Origin of the sequence: Chitinophaga sp. (assembly GCF_035538455.1) — a bacterium.
In the GTDB taxonomy this organism is placed as follows: Bacteria; Bacteroidota; Bacteroidia; order Chitinophagales; family Chitinophagaceae; genus Chitinophaga.
In genome coordinates this window covers 1-25,630 of the sequence record NZ_DATLKJ010000272.1, presented here as the reverse complement: position 1 = coordinate 25,630, position 25,630 = coordinate 1, and the positions used below count along the sequence as shown (strand labels likewise).

20 protein-coding genes are annotated in these 25,630 nt (G+C 46.9%); 8 read left to right on the top strand and 12 right to left on the bottom strand.

Going from position 1 to position 25,630, the window contains the following annotated elements; all coding sequences use genetic code 11:
• Window positions 1-37 precede the first annotated feature (37 nt).
• The 10 genes from VM802_RS31175 to VM802_RS31130 all read right to left on the bottom strand — a co-directional run bounded on the left by VM802_RS31175 (window position 38) and on the right by VM802_RS31130 (window position 12,228).
• Window positions 38-511 carry an NADH-quinone oxidoreductase subunit A gene (locus VM802_RS31175; RefSeq protein WP_325538279.1) on the bottom strand — a complete coding sequence of 158 codons (474 nt, stop codon included), beginning with the start codon at window positions 509-511 and terminating at the stop codon, window positions 38-40.
• A 243-nt stretch (window positions 512-754) separates the two neighbouring features.
• Window positions 755-1,198 (bottom strand): CBS domain-containing protein, encoded by a 444-nt coding sequence (locus tag VM802_RS31170; protein WP_325538277.1) that lies wholly within the window; start codon window positions 1,196-1,198, stop codon window positions 755-757.
• Between the two features lie 192 nt (window positions 1,199-1,390).
• Window positions 1,391-3,202: a glycoside hydrolase family 35 protein gene (locus VM802_RS31165; protein ID WP_325538275.1), complete on the bottom strand. Its 1,812-nt coding sequence runs from the start codon at window positions 3,200-3,202 to the stop codon at window positions 1,391-1,393.
• Window positions 3,203-3,371: 169 nt separating this feature from the next.
• Entirely contained in the window at window positions 3,372-5,066 is a 1,695-nt protein-coding gene (locus tag VM802_RS31160) for a GMC oxidoreductase (protein WP_325538272.1), read from the bottom strand.
• Between the two features lie 88 nt (window positions 5,067-5,154).
• Entirely contained in the window at window positions 5,155-6,852 is a 1,698-nt protein-coding gene (locus VM802_RS31155; RefSeq protein WP_325538270.1) for a GMC oxidoreductase, read from the bottom strand.
• A 47-nt stretch (window positions 6,853-6,899) separates the two neighbouring features.
• Window positions 6,900-7,475, bottom strand: coding sequence for a gluconate 2-dehydrogenase subunit 3 family protein (locus VM802_RS31150; RefSeq protein WP_325538267.1), 576 nt, complete (start codon window positions 7,473-7,475; stop codon window positions 6,900-6,902).
• Window positions 7,476-7,655: 180 nt separating this feature from the next.
• On the bottom strand, window positions 7,656-8,405 hold the full coding sequence (locus VM802_RS31145) for a L,D-transpeptidase family protein (protein ID WP_325538265.1): 750 nt from the start codon (window positions 8,403-8,405) through the stop codon (window positions 7,656-7,658).
• Between the two features lie 270 nt (window positions 8,406-8,675).
• Window positions 8,676-9,497, bottom strand: coding sequence for a hypothetical protein (locus VM802_RS31140; RefSeq protein WP_325538263.1), 822 nt, complete (start codon window positions 9,495-9,497; stop codon window positions 8,676-8,678).
• 390 nt (window positions 9,498-9,887) lie between these two features.
• Complete coding sequence (gene hppD, locus VM802_RS31135) at window positions 9,888-11,018, bottom strand: 4-hydroxyphenylpyruvate dioxygenase (RefSeq protein ID WP_325538261.1); 1,131 nt, start codon at window positions 11,016-11,018, stop codon at window positions 9,888-9,890.
• Between the two features lie 52 nt (window positions 11,019-11,070).
• Window positions 11,071-12,228 (bottom strand): homogentisate 1,2-dioxygenase, encoded by a 1,158-nt coding sequence (locus VM802_RS31130; RefSeq protein ID WP_325538259.1) that lies wholly within the window; start codon window positions 12,226-12,228, stop codon window positions 11,071-11,073.
• Window positions 12,229-13,122: 894 nt separating this feature from the next.
• On the opposite strand from VM802_RS31130, the gene thrA reads away from it, so the two are divergent.
• The 5 genes from thrA to rpe all read left to right on the top strand — a co-directional run bounded on the left by thrA (window position 13,123) and on the right by rpe (window position 19,657).
• Complete coding sequence (gene thrA, locus VM802_RS31125) at window positions 13,123-15,564, top strand: bifunctional aspartate kinase/homoserine dehydrogenase I (protein ID WP_325538257.1); 2,442 nt, start codon at window positions 13,123-13,125, stop codon at window positions 15,562-15,564.
• Between the two features lie 74 nt (window positions 15,565-15,638).
• A complete protein-coding gene (locus tag VM802_RS31120) occupies window positions 15,639-16,565 on the top strand; it encodes a homoserine kinase (RefSeq protein WP_325538255.1) in 927 nt (308 codons plus the stop codon).
• A 20-nt stretch (window positions 16,566-16,585) separates the two neighbouring features.
• Window positions 16,586-17,881: a threonine synthase gene (gene thrC / locus VM802_RS31115; protein WP_325538253.1), complete on the top strand. Its 1,296-nt coding sequence runs from the start codon at window positions 16,586-16,588 to the stop codon at window positions 17,879-17,881.
• A 23-nt stretch (window positions 17,882-17,904) separates the two neighbouring features.
• Window positions 17,905-18,915 carry a tetratricopeptide repeat protein gene (locus VM802_RS31110; RefSeq protein ID WP_325538251.1) on the top strand — a complete coding sequence of 337 codons (1,011 nt, stop codon included), beginning with the start codon at window positions 17,905-17,907 and terminating at the stop codon, window positions 18,913-18,915.
• A gap of 76 nt (window positions 18,916-18,991) precedes the next feature.
• Window positions 18,992-19,657, top strand: a complete 666-nt coding sequence (rpe, locus tag VM802_RS31105) for a ribulose-phosphate 3-epimerase (protein ID WP_325538249.1) — start codon at window positions 18,992-18,994, stop codon at window positions 19,655-19,657.
• On the opposite strand, the gene VM802_RS31100 is transcribed toward rpe, so the two are convergent.
• Entirely contained in the window at window positions 19,638-20,027 is a 390-nt protein-coding gene (locus VM802_RS31100; RefSeq protein WP_325538247.1) for a response regulator, read from the bottom strand. The genes rpe and VM802_RS31100 overlap by 20 nt on opposite strands.
• A 9-nt stretch (window positions 20,028-20,036) precedes the next feature.
• On the bottom strand, window positions 20,037-22,685 hold the full coding sequence (locus VM802_RS31095; protein WP_325538245.1) for a PAS domain-containing sensor histidine kinase: 2,649 nt from the start codon (window positions 22,683-22,685) through the stop codon (window positions 20,037-20,039).
• A gap of 560 nt (window positions 22,686-23,245) precedes the next feature.
• On the opposite strand from VM802_RS31095, the gene VM802_RS31090 reads away from it, so the two are divergent.
• The 3 genes from VM802_RS31090 to VM802_RS31080 all read left to right on the top strand — a co-directional run bounded on the left by VM802_RS31090 (window position 23,246) and on the right by VM802_RS31080 (window position 25,573).
• A complete protein-coding gene (locus VM802_RS31090; RefSeq protein ID WP_325538243.1) occupies window positions 23,246-24,199 on the top strand; it encodes a PhoH family protein in 954 nt (317 codons plus the stop codon).
• 226 nt (window positions 24,200-24,425) lie between these two features.
• Window positions 24,426-24,914 (top strand): DUF4878 domain-containing protein, encoded by a 489-nt coding sequence (locus VM802_RS31085; RefSeq protein WP_325538241.1) that lies wholly within the window; start codon window positions 24,426-24,428, stop codon window positions 24,912-24,914.
• 119 nt (window positions 24,915-25,033) lie between these two features.
• Window positions 25,034-25,573: an inorganic diphosphatase gene (locus tag VM802_RS31080; protein WP_325538239.1), complete on the top strand. Its 540-nt coding sequence runs from the start codon at window positions 25,034-25,036 to the stop codon at window positions 25,571-25,573.
• Window positions 25,574-25,630: the final 57 nt, after the last annotated feature.

The window sequence follows — 25,630 nt, the reverse complement described above, 5'->3', positions numbered from 1 at the left end:
TAGTTGCTACTTTTTATTGATAAAAAAGGAGGACAGATCAGGGGTTCAGCTGATGCTGAAGATTCGTGTATTCATTACCGTAGTCTTTCCGGGTTTTGCGCATCTTCTTATAGGTACGCAGGATCTTCCCGCCATCCGGACCGAAGTCGAGCGCGCCATTGCGCCATTCGTAAATAAGTACAGCCAGCAGGATGAAAATGAAAACGGAAACGCCTATAAAACCGGGCCATCCCACCTCATCATAAGCTACAGCCCATGAGATAATCATTACTGTTTCTATGTCAAAAATGACGAACAGCATAGCAATGAGATAAAACTGGGAAGGAAACCGGAGCCTGGCAGAACCGGTGGATACAATACCGGACTCATATGCTTCACCGGTAGCACGGTCTTTATGCCGCTGCCCCAATACATATGAGAGTGCCAGGATGATACTGACAAGTATCAAAACAATGCCGCCATAAACGAAGAACGGCCAAACAGGGATGGTATCTGCAACAGCGCTTTGCAAAGTGTTCGCCCTCCTGAGCGATGTACTTAAAAGTCCGTTATTACCAATCTTCTGAGTCTGTTTGTCTGAATGCTGAGGTAACTGTCTGGAATACTGAATCGTAGAACAAAGCCGTAGTAAAAAATAAAACCGGAAGAATTACATCATTAACTTTTCATAACGACTAACGGCATAGGCTATATGTAATCTGAAATTACTAACTATCCGGATAAAATCCAAATAATGATTCTTTATTAGATATGGTCAGGTGTGCGTACCATTGATGTAACACTCGAGGTTGCTGATAATATAGCGTTGATCGTCAATAATGAACTTTACAACGTCACCGATAGAGATTAGCCCCACCAGCCTGCTTTGGTCATCTATTACAGGAAGGTGTCGGATACGTTTATCTGTCATCATCACCATACAATCTTCTATTGAATCTTCTTCTTTTACAGTAATAGGCCGTTCGGTCATAATTTCACGGATCAGCGTTTCTTTAGAAGCGCGTCCTTTAAGAATCACTCTGCGGGCATAATCCCTTTCTGAAAAGATTCCAAGGAATTTGTCATTTTCGTCTACTACGGTAAGTGCACCTACATTGCGGTCAACGAGCATCTGCAGGGCTTCGAACACGGTATTGTCCGGTCGGATAGAGTAAACTGCATGACCCTTGGCCTGCAGGATATTACGTACTTTTCCCATGGCAAGCCTGTTTTAGAAAGTTAGAAAATATGAAAAACCAGTATTTCTAAGTTAAGATTTTCCACCGGGAAAATCAAGGCAGTGAGAAAAGATTTCGTTTGCGTAGAATATACACAAAGCATTTCCCGCAAAGATGCAAAGGGAGCAAAGAGCTATGCTCACTGCTCCCTTTGCATCTTTGCGGGAAAAAATTTACAATGTCTGCTCACCTTTTACAGCTGCTGCCGTTTCCTGGTGAAGATCAAACACAATGATTTCATTACTTCCCTGCTTCAGCCAGGGTGCGGGACAGTACAGACGTTTCTGCGGACCTATCTCCCAGTAACGGCCAAGGTTATGTCCGTTCACCCATACGATACCTTTCTTAAAAGAAGACATATCAATATAAGTGTCGCCGGTCTTATCCAACTGGAAAGAAGCCTTAAAGAATTGCCCTGCTTTGTCTGCATGATTACCAGAGGCAGACAGCTGCCCGATATAATTCTCCTTCATTGGTAATCCATACACATCCCAGTTCATCAGCGTCATACCGTTGAGGGTTACACGATCAGTAATCCCTTTACGGTCTATCATCGCCTCAGCAAAATTGATGCGGCCCATTCCTTCCACCAGTATCTCCAGTACGGGATCCTTCACATCGCTTTTGGGAAGATCAATGGACTTCTCTCCCAGTCTGCGATCTATCTTACCAATATACTTACCGTTCAGAAATACCGTAGCATAATCGTGCAATTCCTTTATTGCCAATTTCCCACTCTTATGTCCAATAAGCCTGGTTTTATACAGCATGAAACCATAGTCCTGGCCATATGCTTCAAACGGTTGCGGCTGCACGGCGTGCACAGCTTCCGGCAGATGATCCCATACAGATGTGAAAGGTGTCAGTGTCACTTCCGGGAAACTCACCGCTGGTATAGGTTTGGGCATAGCAGGCAGTTTCTTCCCTTTGGGCAGGTAGCTTGCCAGCAGCTTGCGTAAGGCCTCATACTTCGGTGTGGCATTGCCTTGTTCATTGATCGGTGCATCGTAGTCGTAGCTCGTTACATCCGGTTCGTAACCCTTACCACCACTGTTAGCCCCAGCTGTAAAACCAAAGTTGGTACCGCCGTGGATTACATACAGATTGAATGAACGTTTGGTATCCATCAGGAATTTCACCTCCTTCAAAATACCGTCCACACCAGGCCTTTGCCATTGCTCGCCCCAATGTGTTAACCATCCGGGATAAGATTCACTGCTGAACGAAGGCACATCCGGATTCTGTTTTGCGGCGGCCGCAAAATCCTCTTCTGACCCACCGGAATCCAGGCCTATTGCAGCTCCCGGCACTGAGCCCGCCTCCAGCATATAGGCTGTTGCACCGTCAGCTGTATAAAAAGGTACATCAATTCCATTTTTCACCCACAGCTCTTTCAATGCATACAGGTAATTTTTATCGTTGCCATAACTTCCGTATTCGTTTTCCACCTGTGCCATCACTACTGGTCCGCCATTAGTTACCAGCAACGGTTTCACCGCTTTCGACAATTCATTCACATAGCGTGTTACCGCTTCCATATAACGGGGATCCATACAACGCACCTTTATATCCGGTGTCTGCAACAGATACGGCGGCAGCCCCCCAAACTCCCATTCAGCACATACATAAGGACCAGGACGCAACAAGACCCACATGCCTTCTTCCTGCGCAATTTTGATAAACGCCGCGATGTTGTGATTGCCCGTGGTAAAATCAAATTGCCCTTTTACCTGTTCGTGATAATTCCAGAACACGTAAGCAGCAATCGTATTGCAACCCATGGCTTTCGCCATCTGAATGCGATGCCGCCAGTATTCGTGTGGAATCCGCGCGGGGTGCATCTCTCCGCTGATCATCTGGAATGGCTTGCCATCCAGCAGGAAGGCTTCCTTACTTAATGCAAAAGTGTGCTTGCTCTGCGCATCAGCTGATTGTCCCATCCAACAGGACAATGCCAGCATTCCGCCAAGTATCAGTTTCTTCATTGTTCTACGTTATTAACTGCAAGTGTACAAAATACGTTTTATTTTTTTATTTGGGTATTTGTTTATTTTCCTATTAAAAAGAAGAAGCCTCCGTAATGCTTTCACATTACAAAGGCTTTCCTTTTAGTGTCTAAATAAAAAAATAATTAAATACCAAAATAAAAAATACTCAGATATTTCCTTTCTTCAACTCACTCACGGCATGATCGCATGCCCTCGCAGTGATAGCCATATAAGTGATAGACGGGTTTACACAGGAAGATGATGCCATGCAGGATCCATCAGTGATGAATACATTCTTTGCAGCATGCACCTGGTTGAAATTATTGAGTACCGAGGTTTTGGGATCACGGCCCATACGTGCGGTACCCATTTCGTGAATACAGTGGCCTGGAGGCGGAACATCGTCAAAACCGGAAGATTTTAGCCCGGCGGCTTCCAGCATTTCCTTCGCGCTCTCCTGCATATCCTTACGCATGGCCATTTCATTCGCCTTAAACTCACAATCGATGTCCAGTGTTGCCAGTCCGTATTTATCCTTCTTCTCTTTGTTGAGTGAAACTTTATTCTCGTGATAAGGCAAATGCTCACCCCAGGCGCCCATCCACATCGTCCATTTGCCCGGTTCAGACTGTGCTTCCTTCAGCTGCACACCAATACCATCAAAGCCGGTGCCACGGCCTCGATCGGCGCCGGCCTGGTAACCGAAGCCACGCACATAATCATTGCGTTTCGTACTGTCGTTTACGTTACGGAACCTCGGAACATATACACCATTGGGCCTGCGGCCGCTACTGTAGTACTGATCCTGGAAACCATCATATTCCCCAAAGGCGCCCACACCGAAGTGGTGGTCCATCAGGTTGTGGCCAAGCTGTCCGCTGTCATTACCAAATCCATTAGGGAAGCGGTCAGACACGGAGTTGAGCATAATCCAGCTGGTGCCCAGTGTAGAGGCGTTCAGGAAGACAATGTTGGCGTAATATTCTACTGTCTGCAAAGTGTGTGCATCCATTATTCTTACCCCGGTCGCTTTGCTTTTATCTTTATCATACAATACTTCCAGAACAATGGAATCCGGGCGTAGTGTGAGATTGCCGGTGGCGGCAGCAGCAGGCAAGGTTACACCGTTACTGCTGAAGTAGCCGGTAAACGGACATCCTCTCGCACACATGTTGCGGTACTGACAAGGCCCGCGGCCATTCAATCCTTTCGTGAGATGCGCTGCACGGCCAATGGTCATGATACGATCATTGAAGCGTTCCTTTATCCTGCCGGCGATATGTTTCTCCAGGCAGTTCATTTCCATAGGAGGCAGGAATATGCCATCAGGCAGCTGTGGCAGCCCTTCTGCCTGTCCGCTCACACCAATGTATCTTTCCACATATTCATACCAGGGAGCAATGTCTTTATAACGGATAGGCCAGTCTACACCGTGTCCGTCTTTAAGATTGGCTTCAAAATCGAGGTCACTCCAGCGGTATACCTGACGGCCCCACATCAGTGAGCGTCCTCCTACCTGGTATCCACGCAGCCAGTTAAAAGGCTTTACTTCATTGTAAGGGTTCTCTTTATCATTCACCCAGAATTGCTGTGTGGCTTCATCAAAAGCATAACAACGGCTCTGGATGGGGTGGTTCTCCCTCATTTCATTGGAAGTATGCAGGTGGTGTTTGAACTCCCAGGGGGCCAGGGTGGCCGTCGTATAGTCTTTCACGTGTTCCACATTACGGCCTCTTTCCAGCACCAGTGTCTTGAGTCCTTTTTCGCACAGCTCCTTTGCCGCCCATCCGCCGCTGATGCCTGATCCTACAACAATGGCATCGTATGTATTCTGCTGATCAGCTTTTATATTCAGATTCATTTGGTATCGCTATTTACGATTTACGGATTCTGCAATTCAGTATTAATCAATCTGAATCACAAAATCCGTAAACACTATTATTAACTAATTATATGTTTCCTTTCTTCAGCTCTTTCACTGCATAGTCAACCGCGCGGGCGGTAAGCGCCATATAAGTGAGCGACGGATTCACGCAGGAAGCGGAAGTCATGCAGGAACCATCGGTAACGAACACGTTCTTTACTGCGTGCATCTGGTTGAAGCCATTGAGCACAGAGGTTTTCGGATCGCGGCCCATACGTGCGGTACCCATTTCATGGATAGCCATACCCGGCCAAGAGCCGTTGTCGTATGTTTTTACGTCTTTCAGCCCGGCGGCTTCCAGCATTTCAGCGGCGTCATTCATCATGTCCACACGCATTTTCTTTTCATTCTCTTTAAACTCTGCGTCGAACTTCAGTACAGGCTGGCCCCATGCGTCTTTTGTGGAACGATCCAGCGTTACCTGGTTGCTTTCGTAAGGCAGACATTCACCGAAGCCTCCGATGCCCATGCTCCATTTGCCTGGCTCAGTGAGCGCCTCTTTGAAGTCTTTACCTACGCCCATTTCAGCGATACCGCGGCTCCAGCCTGAACGGCCTGCGCCACCCTGGTAGCCGAATCCACGGAGATAGTCACGCTTATCGTTACCGATGTTGCGGTAGCGAGGGATATAAATACCGTTGGCGCGGCGGCCGAAAACATATTTGTCATCATACCCTTCTGCAGTACCGGAAGCGCCTGTACGGAAATGATGGTCCATCAGGTATTTGCCAAGGACGCCGCTGTCGTTGCCCAACCCGTTAGGGAAACGGGAAGACGTGGAGTTCATCATGACAAAAGTGGAACCAAGTGTAGAGCCGTTGATGAAGATGATCTTCGCGTAATATTCTACGACTTCTTTACTGTGCTTATCAATTACTCTGACGCCGGTGGCTTTGCCAAGTTTGTCGTCGTAGATAACAGCATTCACGATAGAATCAGGGCGGAGCGTCAGGTTACCTGTAGCCATCGCTGCTGGCAACGTTGACGATTGCGTACTGAAATAAGCGCCAAACGGACATCCGCGGCTGCACATATTACGGAACTGACAAGCTGTACGGCCAGGCAGTGGCTGAGTGATGTTTGCCACGCGCCCCATAGTGATGATACGGCCCTGGAACTTCGCTTCTACATTCTTCTTCACGTCTTTCTCCACGCAGTTCATGTCCATGGCCGGCATGAAGATCCCATCCGGCAATTGCGGCAGGCCTTCTTTTTGTCCGCTGATACCTGCAAATTTCTCTACATAGTCGTACCAGGGTGCAATATCTTTATAACGGATAGGCCAGTCTACAGCGATACCGTCTTTCAGGTTGGCTTCAAAGTCAATGTCACTGAGGCGGTACGACTGACGGCCCCACATGATGGACTTTCCGCCTACGATATCCGGACGATACCAGTCGAAGCGTTTCACTTCATTATATGGACTTTCAGAATCGTTGATCCAGAATTTTTCATTGTGCTCGCTGTAAGGGTAATCACGGCTCAGTTTGGGATGGGTTTCCCGCTGGTCTACCGTGATGCGGCCTCTGTGTTTGAACTCCCACGGATCTTTAGTGGCGGTATCGTAGTCCTTGACGTGCTCAAGTTGTTTACCGCGGTCCAGCATCAATACTTTCAGTCCCTTTTCGGTGAGCTCTTTTGCGGCCCACCCGCCACTTACACCTGAGCCGATTACAATGGCATCATAGGTGTTTTGTTCCTGCGCTTTTATATTCAGGTTCATGAATTATCAGATTTAAGTAAGAAGAAAAGCATCTGCCTGAGGCTGGATTATACAGCCCATGCCTTGTCTCCCTTTTTGTAAGGGATGCAGCCTTCGAATTTACCCGGTACCGGCACATAGCGTAATGCTTGTGTAGCGCCTTCCTTGGAAGTGAAATAGCCGAGCAGGGTCAGTTCTTTCAGGTACTGGAAGTAATGGGTAGGATCTCCTTCTTTCTTGTCTTTACGTTTGTTGTAATCCACGCGTTCCTGGTCTATTTTGGTGAGCACTTGCGTACGTTGCTCGGGAGTGATTTCGACGAAGTTCTTTTTGAACTGTTGCTGGCTTGCAGCGTCTATTTTCTTAAGGCCATCCAGGAAGTTGTCCTGGTCCTGCTTCTTGTAGCAGTCGTTCATCATAACGATGATAAAGTCTTCTACTTTAGCGGCCTTTGCACCGGGTGTACCGGTTGTGGGTATAATGGTTTCTGCTATCTCGGCCAGCAATGCCTTTGTTTCCGGCTTGTGCAGATCGTAATTTTTCGGAGCAGAACCTGTGCAGCTCTCCAGAGCTGATAACGTGGAAGCGGAAATGGCAGTCCCCAACAAAATCGCCACATTCCTGATTGCGTCTCTTCTGTGCATAATGAGTAAGTTGATTTGACCGTTGGACAAGTTTCAAAAAAAAATCCTAAAAACCAAATAACATATGTCAGTGGCGGCATAAAATAATAAAGCCGGATTTCAAACGTCTGAAATCCGGCTTTTATTTAAAATCTCTCAAAAAAGAGAGGCGATATTATATAAATAGGGGGCGTTGCCTGTTTACATCACGTATTTACCTTTATCGTCTACGAGGACTACGGGCAGGCGGTGATGTTTTTCGAAATAGTCATAGGCGGTCCTCAGCTCTACCCAGAATTGCCTGGAAGAGTTATCCGTGAGCGAAAAGTTACCGAGGTAATCCACGGAGCGCGGGTTACCGAACTTAACCGGGAACACATGTACCGGGATAAAATCCTGGCCGGCATTCTTGGCGTTCACTGCCAGGATGTATACTTCATCAATGAATTCATCGGTGAGCGGGATACAGCCAACAGTGATACAGTTACCGTGGATATAAATTTCTCCTCCCGGCTTTTTCTGGTCGCTCAGGATACGATCGGAAAAGTTAGGATAATTAATACCTAGTGATAGATGATAGTTGCTGTTTGGGTTAAAGTCGTTGATATAATAGAATCCTTCCGGAACCTGGCGGTCACCTTCTTTCCTTTTGGGCCCCATCTTACCCGACAGGGTACAAACCCTGTAAGATTTGAAAAGCCTGAAAGTGTCCGCAGCGCTGCTTTTCACCCATATCTCCATTTCACTGTCAAGTTTGAAGGAGCGGACAAAAATGTACTTCGCCGGATAGGTCAGCCCTTTTTTCTCGAATTCCTTTTTCAGGAGCTCTTCTTTTTCCCGGTATGCTTCCCCTACTTTGGGAAACATTTTCTGGTTATCGAGGAAGGATTGCTGGGCAGATAATTTACCTGCCATTAAAATCATCAACGCAATAACTACAAATCGCTTCATATCTGGATCACGGAATTTTAAATTTTATACCAGGTTTATATAAGCAAGGTAAAACAATAAAAGGGCAAAAATAAAATATAATGTCATACTTACTTTCCGACTTGCAAACCTCAGCACATAGTGTTTATGGCCCTGATAGATAAGGATTGCAGTGAATGCCTGGAAAATCCCGGCCAGTAAAAAAAGTATTCCAAACAGCGTCTGCATGTTCATAGAAAAAACGGAACAGTTGGTGTTTATATTGCCTGTAAAGTTAAGGCTTTTATACACTTACTGCAACCGTACCCATTCGAGTTTTACCGTTTCATTATCGAGACCTGAGTTAAAGGTTGCACGAACGGGAAACTGTCCGCCGTATGCATAAGTATAAGTGTTGGTAATGGTTCTGGAAGCATGCGGGTTACTGATGGTTTCGGTAAGTACATTGTGGGCAGACAGGTTGGGGGCAGCCATATCCAGTATATAGGCCAGTTCAGGCAGCAACTGTTGCGGGTTCTGCTTTTTGTCGTAAGTGTAGCTGACGCTGGACAATGCCACAAACCTGCTGTAACCGGGTTGTTTACCGTAGTTATCCATTTGGGCTACATCGCCTTCTGCATTCCAGGTGTACAGTTGGTAACCGCTTACTTCCCAGGCGCCTTTCTGCGGATTTTTGTTGATCTGATAGCGGGCACTGATCTTTCCGGCTTCATTATATACCAGTGAATCCTGGGTATACACTTCATTGTTCCGGTAGTAGCTGATCTTTTGTACTGCTTTACCATTTGCGGCGTAGGCATAGACAGTGTTCAGGTCGCCGGCAGGCTTCTCTTCGTCAGCGGATAAAGTCTTTACAAGGCGGCCGTTTTCATAAACGGGCAACAATACGTCGTTGTAGCCAGCATTCTCCGTTTTGCGTAGCTGTACGATCTTTTTGATAGTTCTGTCTGCATTGTATTCCATGGTCGTCTGTCCGGAAGCAGAAGAGATCTTGCGCAGATAAGTACCCTGCGGACCTTCGTTGCCTGTAGAACGAAATGCGGAAAGAAAAGCCATGGAAGTTAACAACATGGCATACGTAGCCCCCTGGGCGATGATGGATTTGTTGTGCATAGGTTTTGATTTGTATTTATAAATAAAAATAAATATAATATATAATTATGCTTAATAAAAGCTCTGACAGGAAACTTTGTTCACTAAAATGGCAATCAAACAGACCTAATATACGGTTCGGAGTCCGATACGGATTTACATGAAGCTCTTATTACATATTACCAGTAAAAAATATATACGCAGAAGAACAAAAAAAACCGTCCCGGACAAGCCAGGACGGATGCAGGCTGATTTTGTTGTAACCTCAGCATGGTTGCGTTAAAAGGGTTTTCAGCAGAAATAATAACAAAACATGGCGGTGGACACTGCCCGTTTACAATACATTAACATGATTTACAATAACTTAACATATCAGGTTCTCCCCACTTCAGCAGGAAGAACCCCCTATTTTTACAGGTTGCCGCGCAGCGCCTGTTCTCTTTCTATAGATTCGAACAGGGCCTTGAAGTTGCCTTTACCAAATGACTGTGCACCCTTGCGCTGTATGATCTCAAAGAACACAGTAGGCCTGTCCTGAATAGGTTTGGTAAAGATCTGTAACAGATACCCTTCATCATCGCGGTCTACCAGAATGCCCAGGTCTTTCAGCGGCTGCAGGTCTTCATCGATCTTACCTACCCTCTCCAACAGTGTATCATAATAAGAGGTGGGCACGGTCAGGAACTCTACCCCCCTGCGCTTCAGTTCACCTACCGTTTTTACGATGTCGCTGGTAGCAATAGCCACATGCTGCACGCCGGGACCGCCATAGAAATCGAGATATTCCTCAATCTGCGACTTCTTCTTTCCTTCTGCCGGTTCATTGATCGGGAATTTTACACGGCCGTTACCGTTACTCATCACCTTACTCATCAGCGCTGAATACTCTGTGGAGATATCGCTATCATCAAAAGAAATCAGGTTTTTAAAGCCCATGGTACGCTGGTAGAACTCCACCCAGGTGTTCATTTCATTCCAGCCAACGTTACCCACACAGTGGTCCACATAAAGCAAACCTGCATCGGTGGGGTTATAGTCAGTCTTCCATTCGCGGAAACCAGGCATAAACGGGCCGTTATAGTTCTTACGTTCTACAAATACGTGCACGGTGTCGCCATAAGTGCGAATACCGCTGCACACCACCTCTCCGTTTTCGTCTTTGGTGACTACCGGCTCCAGGTAAGGCTCAGCACCACGTTTAACTGTTTCTTCAAATGCTGCACGGGCGTCGTCTACCCACAGGGCCAGCACCTTCACACCATCGCCGTGTTTGTTTACGTGGCGGGTGATCTCGCTGTCTGGTAACAGGGATGTAGTGAGCACAAAGCGCAGCTTATTCTGTTCCAGCACATATGATACGCGGTCTCTTACACCGGTTTCAGGACCGGCATAAGCAACGGATTTAAAGCCGAATGCAGTTTTATAATAGTGAGCAGCCTGTTTAGCATTGCCTACATAAAATTCGATGTGATCTGTACCGTTGAGCGGTAAGAAGTCCTGCTGGCCTGCCTGACTGGATGTATTTACTACTGCGGTTTCCATAACTTACAGATTGTTTTGGTTTATGATTTACAAGGTCGCTTAATAATGATTTTTACTCTGCCCAGCTCATGACATAGCTACCATCTTCGATGCCCAGTGCGGCTTCAGTAATCTGCAGGGGGTGGAAGGTGTCTACCATCACAGCCAGTTCTTTTGTTTCTTTTGCCCCGATGCTCTTCTCCACAGCGCCAGGATGCGGCCCATGCGGAATACCTGCCGGGTGCAGGGTGATCATGCCACGCGTTACATGCTTGCGGCTCATAAAATCACCATCCACATAATACAACACCTCATCACTATCAATATTACTGTGGTTATACGGCGCTGGAATTGACTGCGGGTGATAATCAAACAGACGCGGACAGAAAGAGCATACCACAAAGTTGTTTCCTTCAAACGTCTGATGCACCGGAGGTGGCTGATGCACACGCCCGGTGATCGGCTCAAAGTCGTGAATAGAAAAGATGAATGGGTATTCGCAACCATCCCATCCTATCACATCAAACGGGTGATGTTTATAATGGATAGGGTAGATAACGCTTTTCTTTTTAACGCGGATCAGGAAATCCCCTTCTTTATCAATGGTTTCCAGGTTCTCCGGCTGGCGGATGTCTCTCTCGCAATAAGGCGCATGCTCAAGCAGTTGCCCGTATTTGCTGAGATACCGTTTCGGATAACGGATAGGGCTAAAGGACTCTACAATGAACAGGCGGTTGTTCTCTCCCTCAAAGCTGATCTGGTATATGGTGCCACGGGGAATCACGATATAATCTCCGTATCCGAAAGACAACTGACCATACTGCGTTTTGAGCAGGCCATTACCTTCATGAACAAAAATCATTTCGTCCGCATCTGCGTTCTTGTAGAAATAGTCCTGCATGCTTTTACGCGGCGCCGCCAATACAATGTGCAGGTCATTATTTACCAGCACGGCTTTGCGGCTCTGCAGAAAATCGTCTTCCGGTTTAATCCCGAAACCCTGGAAGCTGCGGTGCTTCAGCATCTTTTCTTCCGCTACTTTGGGCGCTACTGAATAAGGCTCATCCACTTTGATGATCTCGGTGGGCGGATGACAATGGTATAACAAACTGGAATTGGAAGAAAACCCTTCTGTAGAGAACAGCTGTTCCGAATACAGCGCCCCATCCGGCTTGCGGAACTGGGTATGACGCTTATGCGGGATCTGTCCTAGTTTAAAATAATGTGGCATGATAAAAGCGCTTTTAGGTTTTTGCCTTTAGCTGTTTCGTTTTTTAAAATGATAATGGATGAAAAGCAGGCTTAGCTGATGATTGTATTTGGTGTATGATTTAATTGAATTGGTGTATGATTAAACAGCTGATATTTCTGCTTTTTAATCTCTTATTCTGCTGATAAAATAAAGCCTGTAAAAATGTATGCGTATATAGATACAGTTGAGGAGTAATGGCTAATGCTAACACTACTGCAAAGTTACACTATATAAACAGGAACGACAGCCGGGTCTGGCTGTAAAGAGGGTTATGCCAAAGTCGAATCCATGGCGAGGGTTGCCATGAGAAAATAATAATTCAGTTGACTGTTACTTGTAGACAAGCGGCATTGAATTTAGACGACTAAAGTTAAGTATATTTTTCATTTCACCAACTTAAACTATGATTGTTATGATAATTAGTTTTTATACAGACGATGGCTGCGATATTTTAACCAAATTGTCATAATACTGTCTTAAAAACTCATTATAACCCAGCCCCTACCACACGTACAAAATCAGCAAAAAGCGCATTTAAAATAAAGTCATTCAAATAATTATTGTTTTATTAAATGAAAACGAATAAACAATATCAATTTTAGAACATTTCAAAATCTGACAGGCTGATTTTTATTTACGGTCAGAATTATAGACTTTTGTTACACAATCGTCATATTTAACAATAGTGCTACCAATAAACACATATCGTCTCACTTCTGCATCCGCCACCCAGCGGACATGCACCGGCACTATTATTACGTCCACAATTACAACCCCACTGCGGGGTTAAGTTACACATATCATCCAACGACCACCAGGTGTGGTACACAACCGGAAGGACCCGGAATATTTCTACGCATAAATTTTTTCCTCATGCAAGTATTAAAGTTTGGCGGCACTTCGGTTGGAAGCGCCAAAGCCATAGAACAGGTTTGTCTGATCCTGAAAAACCATAAGCCGGCAGGTAAATATGCCATCGTAGTTTCAGCCCTGGGCGGCACCACCGACAAGCTCATACGCTGCGGGCAACTCGCCTGTCAGGGACAGGAAGAGTATAAAAATGTTATTCAGGAAATAGAAACCAGGCACCTCGACACTATCCGTGAACTGTTCCCTATCACCGCACAGAGCGGCATGATCAGCCAACTGAAGAAACAACTTAACTCCCTCGAAAATCTTTGCGACGGCATCTTTCAGGTCGGAGAACTGAGCCTTCGCTCGCTCGACAAAATCATGAGCTACGGAGAGCTGATCTCCTGTGTGCTGGTAGCTGAAAAGCTCAAACAGCTGGGCTTTTCCGCCACCTGCAAAGACAGCCGCGAACTGATCGTCACTGACAACAATTATGGTCATGCAGCCGTGAACTTCATTACTACCAATCACAACATCACCGCCTTCTTTTCACAGGCTCCTGCCGATTACGTAGTGCTTCCGGGCTTCGTAGCCAGCTCTCCTGACGGCGACACCACTACCCTGGGCCGTGGCGGTTCCGATTACACCGCAGCTATTGTGGCCGCAGCTGTACATGCAGAAGTGCTGGATATATGGACAGATGTAAGTGGCATGATGACAGCTGATCCCAGACTCGTGTCGCAGGCTATTCCCATTGCGCACATCTCCTATGAAGAAGCCATGGAGCTGTCGCACTTCGGCGCCAAAGTCATCTACCCTCCCACTATACAGCCGGTCATGGAGAAACGTATCCCTATATGGATCAAAAATACTTTTGCACCGGAAGATTACGGCACCCTGATCAAAGACAGCGTGGAAAGGGCTTTCCCGGTAACCGGTATCTCCGGCATACAGCACATTGCACTGCTCACCCTCGAAGGCAGCGGCATGGTGGGTATTCCCGGCTTCTCTAAAAGATTGTTTGAATCACTCCTGCGCGAACGGATAAACGTCATCCTTATTACGCAAAGCTCCTCAGAACATTCCATCACAGTAGGTATCCATGATACAGATATGCTGAAGGCCAAAACAGCCGTGGACAGCGAGTTTGCACAGGAGATACAGGACAAACGGATAGAACCGCTGCAGGTGGAAAGAGATCTTTGTATCGTGGCTGTGGTGGGCGACAAGATGAAAAACCATCATGGTACCAGTGGTAAATTGTTTGGTATGCTTGGTCGGAATGGCGTTAATATCAGGGCTATCGCACAAGGATCAACAGAAAAAAACATCTCCACTGTTATCAACAAAGCAGATGTAAAGAAAGCGCTGAACCTGATCCACGAAGCATTCTTCGAAGCGCCCCTGAAACAGGTGAATCTCTTTATTGCCGGCGTGGGCAACGTAGGCAGCAAGCTGCTGGAACAGCTGCAACAGCAGCAACATTACCTGCAGGAAGAACTGGGGCTTCAGATCCGCGTAGCCGGCCTCGCCAACAGCAAAAAAGTATTGCTGAGCGAATATGGGATTGGTCTTAACGATTGGCGCAATCAATTATCACAAGGTGATGACATGGATATTCAGGCCTTTACTGACAGGGTTAAATCCATGAACCTGCGGAACAGCGTATTCGTAGACAACAGCGCCAGCAGCGATGTGGCGGCTGTATATCACGAGTTCCTGCAACACGGCATATCCATAGTCACCTGTAATAAAATTGCCTGCTCATCTGACTACACCTATTACAAGCAACTGAAAGACCTGGCCCGTAAATACAATGCCTCTTTCCTGTTTGAAACCAATGTGGGCGCTGGGTTGCCGGTGATCAACACATTGAACGACCTGGTAAGAAGCGGCGACCGTGTACAGAAGATAGAAGCCGTATTATCGGGCAGTCTCAATTTTATCTTCAATCATTTCGTGAATGGCAACAGTTTCCGGAGCGTAGTGAAAGCCGCACAGGATGAAGGTTACACCGAACCGGATCCTCGTATTGACCTGAGCGGGAAAGATGTAATGCGCAAGATCCTGATCCTGGCAAGAGAAAGCGGCGCGGCCATTGAAATGGATGATATCACCAACCACTCTTTCCTGCCGGAAGCCTGCCTGGAAGCGCCTTCTGTAGCTGATTTCTATGAAGAGCTGGACACGCATGCTTCCCATTTCGAAGACCTGTACCGTAAAGCAGCGGCTGAAGGCAAGCGCCTGAAGTTTGTGGCAAGTTATATAGATGGCAAAGCTTCCGTAGGTCTGCAGAGTGTGGCCCCGGATCATCCCTTCTTCAAACTGGAAGGAAAGGACAATATCGTATTGTACACCACCAGCCGGTACCTGGATCAGCCGCTGATCGTAAAAGGCGCCGGTGCGGGAGCTGATGTAACAGCATCCGGCATATTTGCAGACATCATCCGTACGGCCAGGTAGTATAAGCTTCAAACATAGCACAGACTTAACACTGCAGACAGGCAGCAATAAAAATTATTCATTAAATTAATTCTATGGATTGTATAAAAGTTTTTGCACCAGGCACTGTTGCCAATGTAGCCTGCGGGTTTGATGTGATAGGACTGGCTATGGATGCACCGGGCGATGAGATGGTACTTCGCAGAAGTGATGAACCGGGCATACGTATCACAGCTATACATGGCGCCAGCCTGCCACTGGAAGCCTCCCGCAATGTGGCCGGCGTGGCGGTACAGGCCTTGTTGCAGAAATACGGGCAACCAGACCTCGGCATTGAAATAGAGATCTATAAAAATATACATCCGGGCAGCGGCATCGGCTCCAGCGCCGCCAGCAGTGCAGGCGCTGTGGTAGGTGTGAACCGCCTGCTGGGAGAACCTTTCACCCCTAAGCAACTGGTACGTTTTGCGATGGAAGGTGAAAGACTCGCCTGTGGCTCCGCACATGCCGATAACGTAGCTCCCGCCATCCTTGGTGGTTTTACACTGGTAAGAAGCTACCGCCCGCTCGACATCACCTCCCTGCATACGCCGCAGGAACTCTGGGTAACGGTGATTCATCCGCAGATCGAAGTGAAGACCTCTGATGCCCGCGAAATACTGAAGCAAAAAGTGCTGATGACCGACGCCATCAAACAGTGGGGCAATGTAGGCGCGCTGGTAGCAGCACTCTATCAGGAAGACTATGAGCTGATCAGCCGGTCCCTGGAAGACGTGATCGTGGAGCCGGTAAGGGCGATCCTCATCCCGGCCTTCTATGAACTGAAACTGAAGTGCAAAGAAGCAGGCGCACTTGGCGGCGGTATCTCCGGCTCCGGTCCTTCTGTATTTATGCTCAGCAAGGGCGAAGAAAATGCACGCGCGGTAGCCGCCATGATGGACCATGTATATGCGCCGTTGGGCGTGGATTACAAAATATATGTATCCCGCATCAACACCGCCGGCGTAAAAGTTATTGACTAATACTTTATAACCAGAGACTCATGCAATATTTCAGCTTAAAGGACCAGCAGTACAAAGTATCTTTTGAAACCGCCGTAGTACAGGGGATCGCCCCCGACCGGAGCTTGTATTTTCCGGAAAGTATTCCGGCGCTGGATAAAGATTTTATTAATAACCTGCACGACTATACAGACCAGGAAATAGGTTATGAAGTGATCCGTCATTTTGTAGGAGAAGAAATACCGGAAGCGGCGCTGAAGCAGATTGCGGCAGACACGCTGCACTTCCCTTTCCCTGTGCAGAAAGTTGCCGGGCAGATCTATGCACTTGAATTATTTCACGGCCCCACCCTGGCATTCAAGGATGTAGGCGCTCGCTTCATGGCTGGCTGCCTGGGATATTTCCGAAGAAACAGCAGCAAGCCTGTAACTGTGCTGGTAGCCACTTCCGGCGATACCGGCGGTGCAGTGGCCAGCGGCTTTTATAATGTGCCGGGGGTGGACGTGGTAATCCTATATCCCTCCAAAAAGGTGAGCACCTTACAGGAAAAACAACTGACCACCCTGGGCGGTAATATACAGGCACTGGAGATACAGGGCACTTTCGACGACTGCCAGCAGCTGGTGAAGACCGCTTTCCTTGACAGGGATATACAATCGCAGCGCGGACTTACCTCTGCCAACTCAATTAATGTGGCACGGTGGCTGCCACAGATGTTCTACTATTTCATTGCCTACAAACAAATGAAAGCAGCACATCCCAAACTCGTATTCTCTGTACCCAGTGGTAATTTCGGCAACATCTGCGCCGGCATGATGGCCGCTGCCATCGGGCTGCCGGTAGCTCACTTTGTAGCATCCACCAATATCAATGACACCGTTCCCCGCTTTATGGAAAGCGGCCGTTATGAACCAGGTAAAGCCTTTCCTACCTTATCCAATGCCATGGATGTGGCAGATCCCAGTAATTTCGTACGGGTGTTGGAGTTATTCAATAACAACCGCGAAGCATTGCAGGAAAAATTCACCGCGCTCAGTTTCACCGACCAGGCGACGGTGCAGGCGATGGAACAGGTATGGAAAGAATGCCACTATATGCTGGATCCGCACGGAGCAGTAGGCTATCTCGGCCTGAAACAGTACCTCGCCTCCGCCCCCGAGCTTACAGGCGTATTCCTGGAAACAGCCCACCCGGTTAAGTTTGAGGACACTGCTCCTTCCTCCATCCGGGAAGAAATCCATGCACCTGCACGGGTGATGTCTTTATACGACAAGGAAAAAACAGCCACCTTGCTGCCAGCCGACTATAACGCGTTTAAAAATTGGTTAATGCGTTAAGGATTGTTAGTTTTGGCGGCAGTATGAAGAAATATCTATCTATCCTTCTGATCTTGGCGGGTGCTGCCTGCAACAACAGCAGGCAGCAGTCATCGCCGGCCGCAGCAACTGCAGACAGCGCCCTGTACAGTGATATAGTGAAACCGCTCACAGACTCTATCCGGCAGTTCCCTGACCAGCACCTTTTATATTACAAACGCGCGTTACTCCTTTTCAACACCAATCCGGCACTTGCCAGAGCGGATTTTGAAAAGGCCGCAGGGCTTTTTCCCCAGGGTACTGATTACTGGGCCGGCGCAGGTGAAGCTGCGCTCATTACCAACGATTTCCGCCTGGCTTCCACCTTCTTCACAAAAGCACTGGGCACCGCTCCAGGCAATCCTTATCTGCAATACAGACTGGCTACCGCACTGATTGAAAATAAATCCTACGCGCAGGCTGATAGCCTTGCTAACGTGCTTGCACAAACGAAAGAAGCGGCCGGCAGGGCATTCTTCCTGAAAGCCCGGATCGCTGAAGACCACCAGGACACCACGGCCGCCATTCAACACCTTACCGCTGGTATCAATGCAGGCGGCAAAAATGCCGAGTACAGCGCCATCATGGAGCTAGGCGACCTGCTGGGTGCACGCAAATCAGCCAAAGCGGTAAAATACTACAGACTCGCCTGGCAGCAGGATTCGCTGAATGCTGAACCCATGTATGCCATTGCGCAATACTATGAAAGTACCGGTGACCGTGCCTCCGCGCTTTCCGCCTACCGTCAGTGCATTGTTGCCGATCCGGGCTTTGAACAGGCATACCTGGCGCTGGGCGAAATATACAGTAAGCAGCAGCAATGGAAAGAAGCACTGAGCTATTACAATCTTGCTGTGAAATCAGCCCCTACAGATGCATGGGCCTATTACCACCGGGGGCGCTGCCAGGAACAGCTGGGAAACAACACCGCTGCTAAGGAAGACTATACCAAAGCCATTTCTTTCAAGAAAGATTTTAAAGAGGCACAGGCAGCATTGCAGAAACTGGTAAAATAATTGTGCAGGAATTTTTATTCCCTGAAAATACGGGACAGCAATTGTTTAAATTTATATCATTCAAAATACAGCACATTTGGAAAAATCATCTGTTTTAGTAGCGCCATCTTTACTGGCAGCAGATTTCCTGGACCTGGGAAATGAAGTGGAAATGGTGAACCGCAGCGAAGCCGACTGGTTTCATCTGGATGTCATGGATGGCCGGTTTGTACCCAACATCAGTTTCGGACTGCCGGTGATCGCACACATCAAAAAGAAGGCGCGCAAACCATGTGATGTGCATCTGATGATTGAGGAACCTGAAAAATACGCGGCAGAATTCAAAAAGGCCGGTGCAGATATACTCACAGTACATTACGAAGCCTGTATACATCTTCACCGTAACATCCAGCAGATAAAGGGACTGGGCATGAAAGCCGGTGTAGCGCTCAATCCGCATACGCCTGTCTCGCTGCTCGAAAACGTGATCCGTGATATAGACGTTGTACTGGTGATGAGTGTGAATCCCGGTTTTGGCGGACAAACCTTTATAGAGCAGACCTACCACAAACTGCAGCAGTTAAGACAATTGATCACTAACAGCAATGCGCATGCACTCATTGAAGTAGATGGTGGTGTAGGTCCTGAAAATGCCGGTCAGCTGGTAAAAGCCGGCGCAAATGTGCTGGTGGCTGGAAGTGCAGTGTTCTCGTCGTCAGATCCGGAGCAGGCAATAAGGGAAATTAAGTCAGCTGTGCAATAACCTCTCTGGACAAGGGCTTCGTCAGATACCCTTCCACGCAGCTGTAGTTGTGAACGCGCTCCCTGTCTTTTTCATCAATAGAAGAAGTCAGCACGTAAATCCGGATTTGTTTGGGAAGTTGCTGGTAGAAGGTATCATACTCATCAAGAAACTCCCAGCCATCCATTATCGGCATGTTGAGATCGAGTAAGATGAGATCCGGCAGATTGTCTTTATCTGCTGCATGTTCGCGAATGTAATCCAGCAACTCCTGACCATCTGCAAACACCCGGATACTAGCGCTTATCCCCTGACGTTCAATCATGATTTTGGCAATCTGTTGGTGAATAGGGTCGTCGTCTACGATAAAAATCAAATTGATAAGGTTCATATTAGGGGATTATTCAGACCTAAATGTAATAATAAATTTGGTTCCCTGTCCTGGCATACTCTCTGCTTTTATGCTGCCACCTAATGCTTCCACCTGGCTTTTGGTAATAAACAGGCCGATTCCCTTGGCATCTTTATTACGATGAAATGTTTTACGGAAGCCAAACAGCTTGTTACCGAAACGTTCCATATCAATCCCGATTCCGTTGTCTTCCACGGTGAGGATAATACTCTCATTCTCTCTCCATGTCTGCAAATGCACAGCCGGACTGCGTTCCGGCGATCTGTACCGGATAGCGTTGGTGATGAAATTCTGTAAGATGCTGTCCAGGTAAACACGTGAATATTCTATCTGCGGCGCACGGTCAAAGTCGGATGTAATATTGATGCCGCTGGTTTCAATATCCACCAGCAATATATCCATCACTCTCTTCAGGCGGTCAGCAAACAACAGCTTTTCTTTCTCTACATTCACATCTTTCCTTATCTGCACTACTTCCACCAGATCGTTCAGTGTTTCGTCGATCTTCTTTATCACTTCATGCAGCATTCCCAGGTATAACTCGCGCTCCTGTTGCGATGTAGCTTCATTATGCATCTGCATCAGTGCACGCAGGTTGGCAATGGGCGCCCGCAGGTTGTGGGAAGTGATATGGGCGAAGTCTTCCAGTTGTTTGTTCTGATTGAGCAGATTCTTGTTGAGATTAGATAACTGATCATTCGCTCTGCGCAATTCTTTTTGCATCTTGCGGCTTTCTGTCACGTCACGTATGAAAACGGAAATACCGCCATCCTGCATGGGCGTGAGCAGAAAATCGTACCATCTGTCCTGTACGGGAAAGTAGATACCAAACGACTGTGATGCCTGCTGTTCTACACAGTCCTGCAGGCGCGCATGAAACACAGTGCCGGTGAGCCGGGGGAACACATCAAAGATATTGCTGCCCAGCGTAACCGGATGACCGATCATCTTCTCTGCCTTACGGTTCAGGAAGTTGAGGCTGCCATCCTTCTCCATCGCTGCATATCCCATGTCTACGGTATCAAAGAAAAGCCGCATCAGCTCTGTATTGCGTGTAAGCGCTTCCCGGATAGCAGATTGCTCCGTAATATCCTGCACTACGCCATACATACGCACCAGCTTTCCATTTTCGAAACCCGGCTGGCCGATGGAGCGCACTCTTTTCATCTGCTGATTACCGGTGATAACAGACAGCTGCGCATCAAAAGGCTTGCCGGTAGCAACACACTGCAGCACCAGCTCTTCAAGGTTTTTACGGGCATCCTCCGTATAGAACGACATTGCCTTCTCGAGGTTAATGGCCGTATCCGCCGGACAGTCGTGGATCTTGTAGGCTTCCGCAGACCATCTCACTTTATTCGTTTCCAGATCCAGCTCCCATCCTCCTATCTTACCAATCTGTCCTGTTTGCAGCAGGAACTCCTGGTTCTGTTTGTTCTCGAGCTCCTGTATTTTTTTATCGGTAATATCATTTACCAATGCCACTACGATCATTTCCTTGTCTATCGGTTCTTCCACGGGGAAGACGGTCAGGTCCAGGTACACTTCTCTTCCAACGGTTGTCCAGCGCTCATCACAACTGAAATCGATTTTCTTTTCGACGCGCAATGGTTTGTTTTCCTGGAGCGCCTGCAGGAAGAGTTTGTCCAGCTCAAACATAGTAGACAATTCATCATTCATCACGTTGAACTGACGACGCCCCACAGGATACGGCGAATTGAAGAAGTAGCGTTGCGCCTGGTTAACGCGACGTATGTAGCCGAAGTTATCGAACTGTATATAACCAATGGGGAGGTTCTCTACGATATTGTCGAGCAGTCGTTCGCTTTTCTGCAAACTGAGCTCTGCGAGCTTCTTTTGTGTGATATCATCCAGTATCAGGAAGTAGTTATCCAGCTGACTGTGGCGATCTATGACACGGAAAATAGTAGCTTCAAAGTAAACCGGGAACAGACGTGTAATATTACCCGACTGATGTTCGGAGTAGTTGAGCAGGATTTCACGTTTAAGCGTTTTGCCATTACTTCTTACGTCTTCAAACATTCTGGCAAGGCCATTAAGGCGGTACATAGGATCACGAAGCCAGTTATAGTCAGGAGAAGTAAGAAAAGGATGTTCTGTTCCCCAGATACCGCGCTGACGACTGTTCATCTCTATACAGATACCATCAGGAGCAAACTGTTGTAAGCCAATGGGCAGGTTTTCGAGTATCTGTCTGAAATACTGTTCATCTTCTTTAACTCTTAGTTCTGGTATTTTGCGGGCGGTGATATCGAGGCCTATTAACGTGCAACCTTCCATTGCGCCGGTATTATCCATGATCGGGCTGATGCCTGCTTCGAGCCATAATGGCTCATCTTCGCGGATCATGAAACAAAGTTGTTCCTGAACAGCGTTGCCGTTATTAACGGCGCCCCATATACGTTGCCAATGTTCCCTGACTGTTGGAGACAGGAGATCAGTAATGGGCTTCCCTGTGATAGCTGCTGCTGGCAGCTGCAAAGCAGCTATCAGCCTTGCGTTCGCGGTGGTGATGCATCCTCCGGAGTCTATATTCAATGACAATGCACAGGCATTAATCGCAGTCTCAAGATGTTGCAATCGCCGGTAATGCTCTTCCAGCATAACTTGGTTCATTTAACAGCGGGATCTAAAAAAATCAGTTGTTATAGCGATGGTAAAATAGGCATTATATAATAAAAAAGCACTATTACATTGACAAATGTAGCAAAATACGGGGGAAGAAAATACTCCCGGGAAAGTGAATAGCAGGCTAAAATGTCTGTCAGCCGGGCATTTCAGGATATTTTATCCACCGTATGTGGATTATGAGTTTTCAGTATTTGTGAAACGATCAATATCTTCGCAACGACGGTTCGCTCCACTATTGATACCGGATATACAGATTGTAAAATTATAAAATAGTTAAACCACTAAATAGTAAATAATACAATGAAAGTTTTGATTATCATGGGTTCCGGGAGTGGCAACCTGTAAAGGAAGAATCACAAATAATTTACACTATTCCGGTATCGGAAGATTACAAAAACGTTGCCACCAAAGTGGAGGCATTTATGCAGAACAGGTAGAGAATTTAGTGATTGCTTAACAATACTGATCTCCAGTTTGTACTAATATTGAATATATTCGGTATGAGAAATATCGATCATTTCCTGGACAATTAAATTATAGAATCATTGACTGAATCCATTATCAATTTAGATAGTATTAATCCCATTGAGTTTTTCGGCGTTAACAACGGAAAACTGGATTTGCTGAAGAAAAAATTCCCGCTGCTTAAGATCCTGTCCAGGGGCACCCAGTTAAAATTGAGTGGGTCACCGGAAGAAGTGGCTACAGCGGAGGAAAAGATCAGCCAAATCGTAAAATACCTGGAGCGTAACGGTAATCTCACGGAGAATTACTTTGAACAAATCCTGGGCGATGAGGAAGGTACGGCAGTGGACCACTTCAGTGACCGTAATCCAAACGAAGTACTGGTATTTGGTCCGAATGCACGTACAGTAAGAGCACGAACAGCCAACCAGAAAAAGATGGTAGCACTGGCCGACAAAAACGATATTGTTTTTGCCATCGGCCCCGCCGGTACCGGTAAAACCTATACCGCTGTTGCACTGGCAGTGCGGGCGCTTAAAAACAAAGCAGTCAAGAAGATCATCCTCACCCGTCCTGCGGTAGAAGCCGGCGAAAGCCTGGGTTTTCTGCCAGGAGACCTGAAAGAGAAGATCGATCCGTATCTCCGCCCATTGTATGATGCGCTGGATGATATGATACCTGCGGATAAGCTGAGCTATTACATGGCCAACCGTGTCATTGAAATAGCGCCGCTGGCCTACATGCGCGGCCGTACGCTCGACAACTCCTTTATCATCCTGGATGAGGCGCAGAATGCAACTGATCTGCAGATCAAAATGTTCCTTACACGTATCGGCGCTTCTGCCAAGGCCATCATCACCGGCGACCTGACCCAGATTGACCTGCCTAAAAACCAGAAATCAGGGTTAGATAAAGCCTGCCGCATCCTGCGGAACATCGATGGCATCGGAGCAGTAGAGCTGGATGAAGAAGATGTGGTAAGGCACCGTCTTGTGAAAGCCATTATCAGGGCATACGACGCCAATAAAGAATAGTATTCAGTGGTCGGGTATTGGCTTTTAGCGGTAACAATGCTAAAAGCCAATACCTGATTGTTTATTCTTTAACACTTTGTTAACGACGATTACTGTAAGTTCACCTGTTTTTTTCACAAAGGGTAATTTCAATCGGAAGCCAGTACATCATCATTGCGGAATAGTACTTTGCAGATTTGAATGTTTACCCCTATTTTTGTTGTGATATATTATAATTATCGACCGCATGATCAATTTTCGTCGAACCCTGGTACTGGCAATCATGACTACACTGTTACTAAGTGGCTGCAAAAAGAAAGCGACCCCTCAGGAAGTGGCATTAGCTTTTATGCATGCTATACAGGATTCGAACTTCGACCAGGCACGGGAATACGCCACTAAAGAATCCCAACAGGTGATCCAGATTTACTCTATATTTGATGGCCGCCGCAGCGATGCTGAGCGTGAGAAGATCCGCAAAGCAAAGATAGAAGTAGTGAATATGGAGGAAAACGGCGACAAGGCCTCTGTTACCATCCTCAACTCTTCCGCCCATCAGAAAGAAGTGCTGCAGCTGGTAAAGGAAAGCGGTCAATGGAAGATCTCCCTAACATTTGAGAGTATAATTCCTAACTATATCCCTCCTGCTGCCACCGGCGCAGGAATGGACTCTACCACTATTTTATCTCCTGATACCACCTCTGGCAACCATGTTGCTGTACCCGCCGTTAAATAAATCTTGTGCCTTTTCTGTACTTTCTACACAATAAAGGGATAATTTTTAGCTATTTACCGGCGAGTCCCTTAATTTTGCGTCGCATTAACAAATTTTAAAGTAAAGAAACGTAGATTATTATGATGACCAATCCCTGGCACAATGTGAGTCCCGGCTCTGAGGTGCCTAACGTAGTAAATGCCATAATTGAGATTCCAAAGGGATGCCGTGCCAAATATGAACTGGATAAAGAAAGTGGATTATTGAAGCTGGACAGGGTGTTATACTCTTCTGTGTACTATCCCGCCAACTACGGCTTTATTCCTCAATCATATTGTGACGACCATGACCCCCTGGATATCCTTGTGATCTCGCAGATTGAATGCGTGCCCATGTGTATTATCGAAGCGAAGGTGATTGGCGTTATGCAGATGGTTGACGGCGGTGAAGCGGATGATAAGATCATTGCAGTTGCTGCCAATGACATGAGCGTAAACCATATCAATGATATTTCTGAGCTGCCTCCTCACTTCATCGATGAAATGAGACACTTCTTTGAAGAATACAAAAGGCTGGAAAGGAAATCCGTGAAAGTAGAAGAGTTCCAGAATAAAGCGGTTGCTGAAAAAATCATCGCACAAAGCTTTGACGATTATAAGAAGATCTTCAAACAAAACTGATTATTTCGGTATTTAGTTATTTTGGTATTTAGATATTTAAATACCAAAATAACTAAA

Coding starts and splice junctions, on each gene's coding strand:
- VM802_RS31110 (WP_325538251.1), top strand. CDS start 17,905: ATGAAGAAATATCTATCTATCCTTCTGATCTTGGCGGGTGCTGCCTGC.
- VM802_RS31120 (WP_325538255.1), top strand. CDS start 15,639: ATGGATTGTATAAAAGTTTTTGCACCAGGCACTGTTGCCAATGTAGCC.
- VM802_RS31170 (WP_325538277.1), bottom strand. CDS start 1,198: ATGGGAAAAGTACGTAATATCCTGCAGGCCAAGGGTCATGCAGTTTAC.
- VM802_RS31150 (WP_325538267.1), bottom strand. CDS start 7,475: ATGCACAGAAGAGACGCAATCAGGAATGTGGCGATTTTGTTGGGGACT.
- VM802_RS31160 (WP_325538272.1), bottom strand. CDS start 5,066: ATGAATCTGAATATAAAAGCTGATCAGCAGAATACATACGATGCCATT.
- thrC (WP_325538253.1), top strand. CDS start 16,586: ATGCAATATTTCAGCTTAAAGGACCAGCAGTACAAAGTATCTTTTGAA.
- VM802_RS31085 (WP_325538241.1), top strand. CDS start 24,426: ATGATCAATTTTCGTCGAACCCTGGTACTGGCAATCATGACTACACTG.
- VM802_RS31130 (WP_325538259.1), bottom strand. CDS start 12,228: ATGCCACATTATTTTAAACTAGGACAGATCCCGCATAAGCGTCATACC.
- VM802_RS31095 (WP_325538245.1), bottom strand. CDS start 22,685: ATGAACCAAGTTATGCTGGAAGAGCATTACCGGCGATTGCAACATCTT.
- VM802_RS31100 (WP_325538247.1), bottom strand. CDS start 20,027: ATGAACCTTATCAATTTGATTTTTATCGTAGACGACGACCCTATTCAC.
- VM802_RS31145 (WP_325538265.1), bottom strand. CDS start 8,405: ATGAAGCGATTTGTAGTTATTGCGTTGATGATTTTAATGGCAGGTAAA.
- VM802_RS31165 (WP_325538275.1), bottom strand. CDS start 3,202: ATGAAGAAACTGATACTTGGCGGAATGCTGGCATTGTCCTGTTGGATG.
- VM802_RS31155 (WP_325538270.1), bottom strand. CDS start 6,852: ATGAACCTGAATATAAAAGCGCAGGAACAAAACACCTATGATGCCATT.
- VM802_RS31080 (WP_325538239.1), top strand. CDS start 25,034: ATGATGACCAATCCCTGGCACAATGTGAGTCCCGGCTCTGAGGTGCCT.
- hppD (WP_325538261.1), bottom strand. CDS start 11,018: ATGGAAACCGCAGTAGTAAATACATCCAGTCAGGCAGGCCAGCAGGAC.
- thrA (WP_325538257.1), top strand. CDS start 13,123: ATGCAAGTATTAAAGTTTGGCGGCACTTCGGTTGGAAGCGCCAAAGCC.
- VM802_RS31140 (WP_325538263.1), bottom strand. CDS start 9,497: ATGCACAACAAATCCATCATCGCCCAGGGGGCTACGTATGCCATGTTG.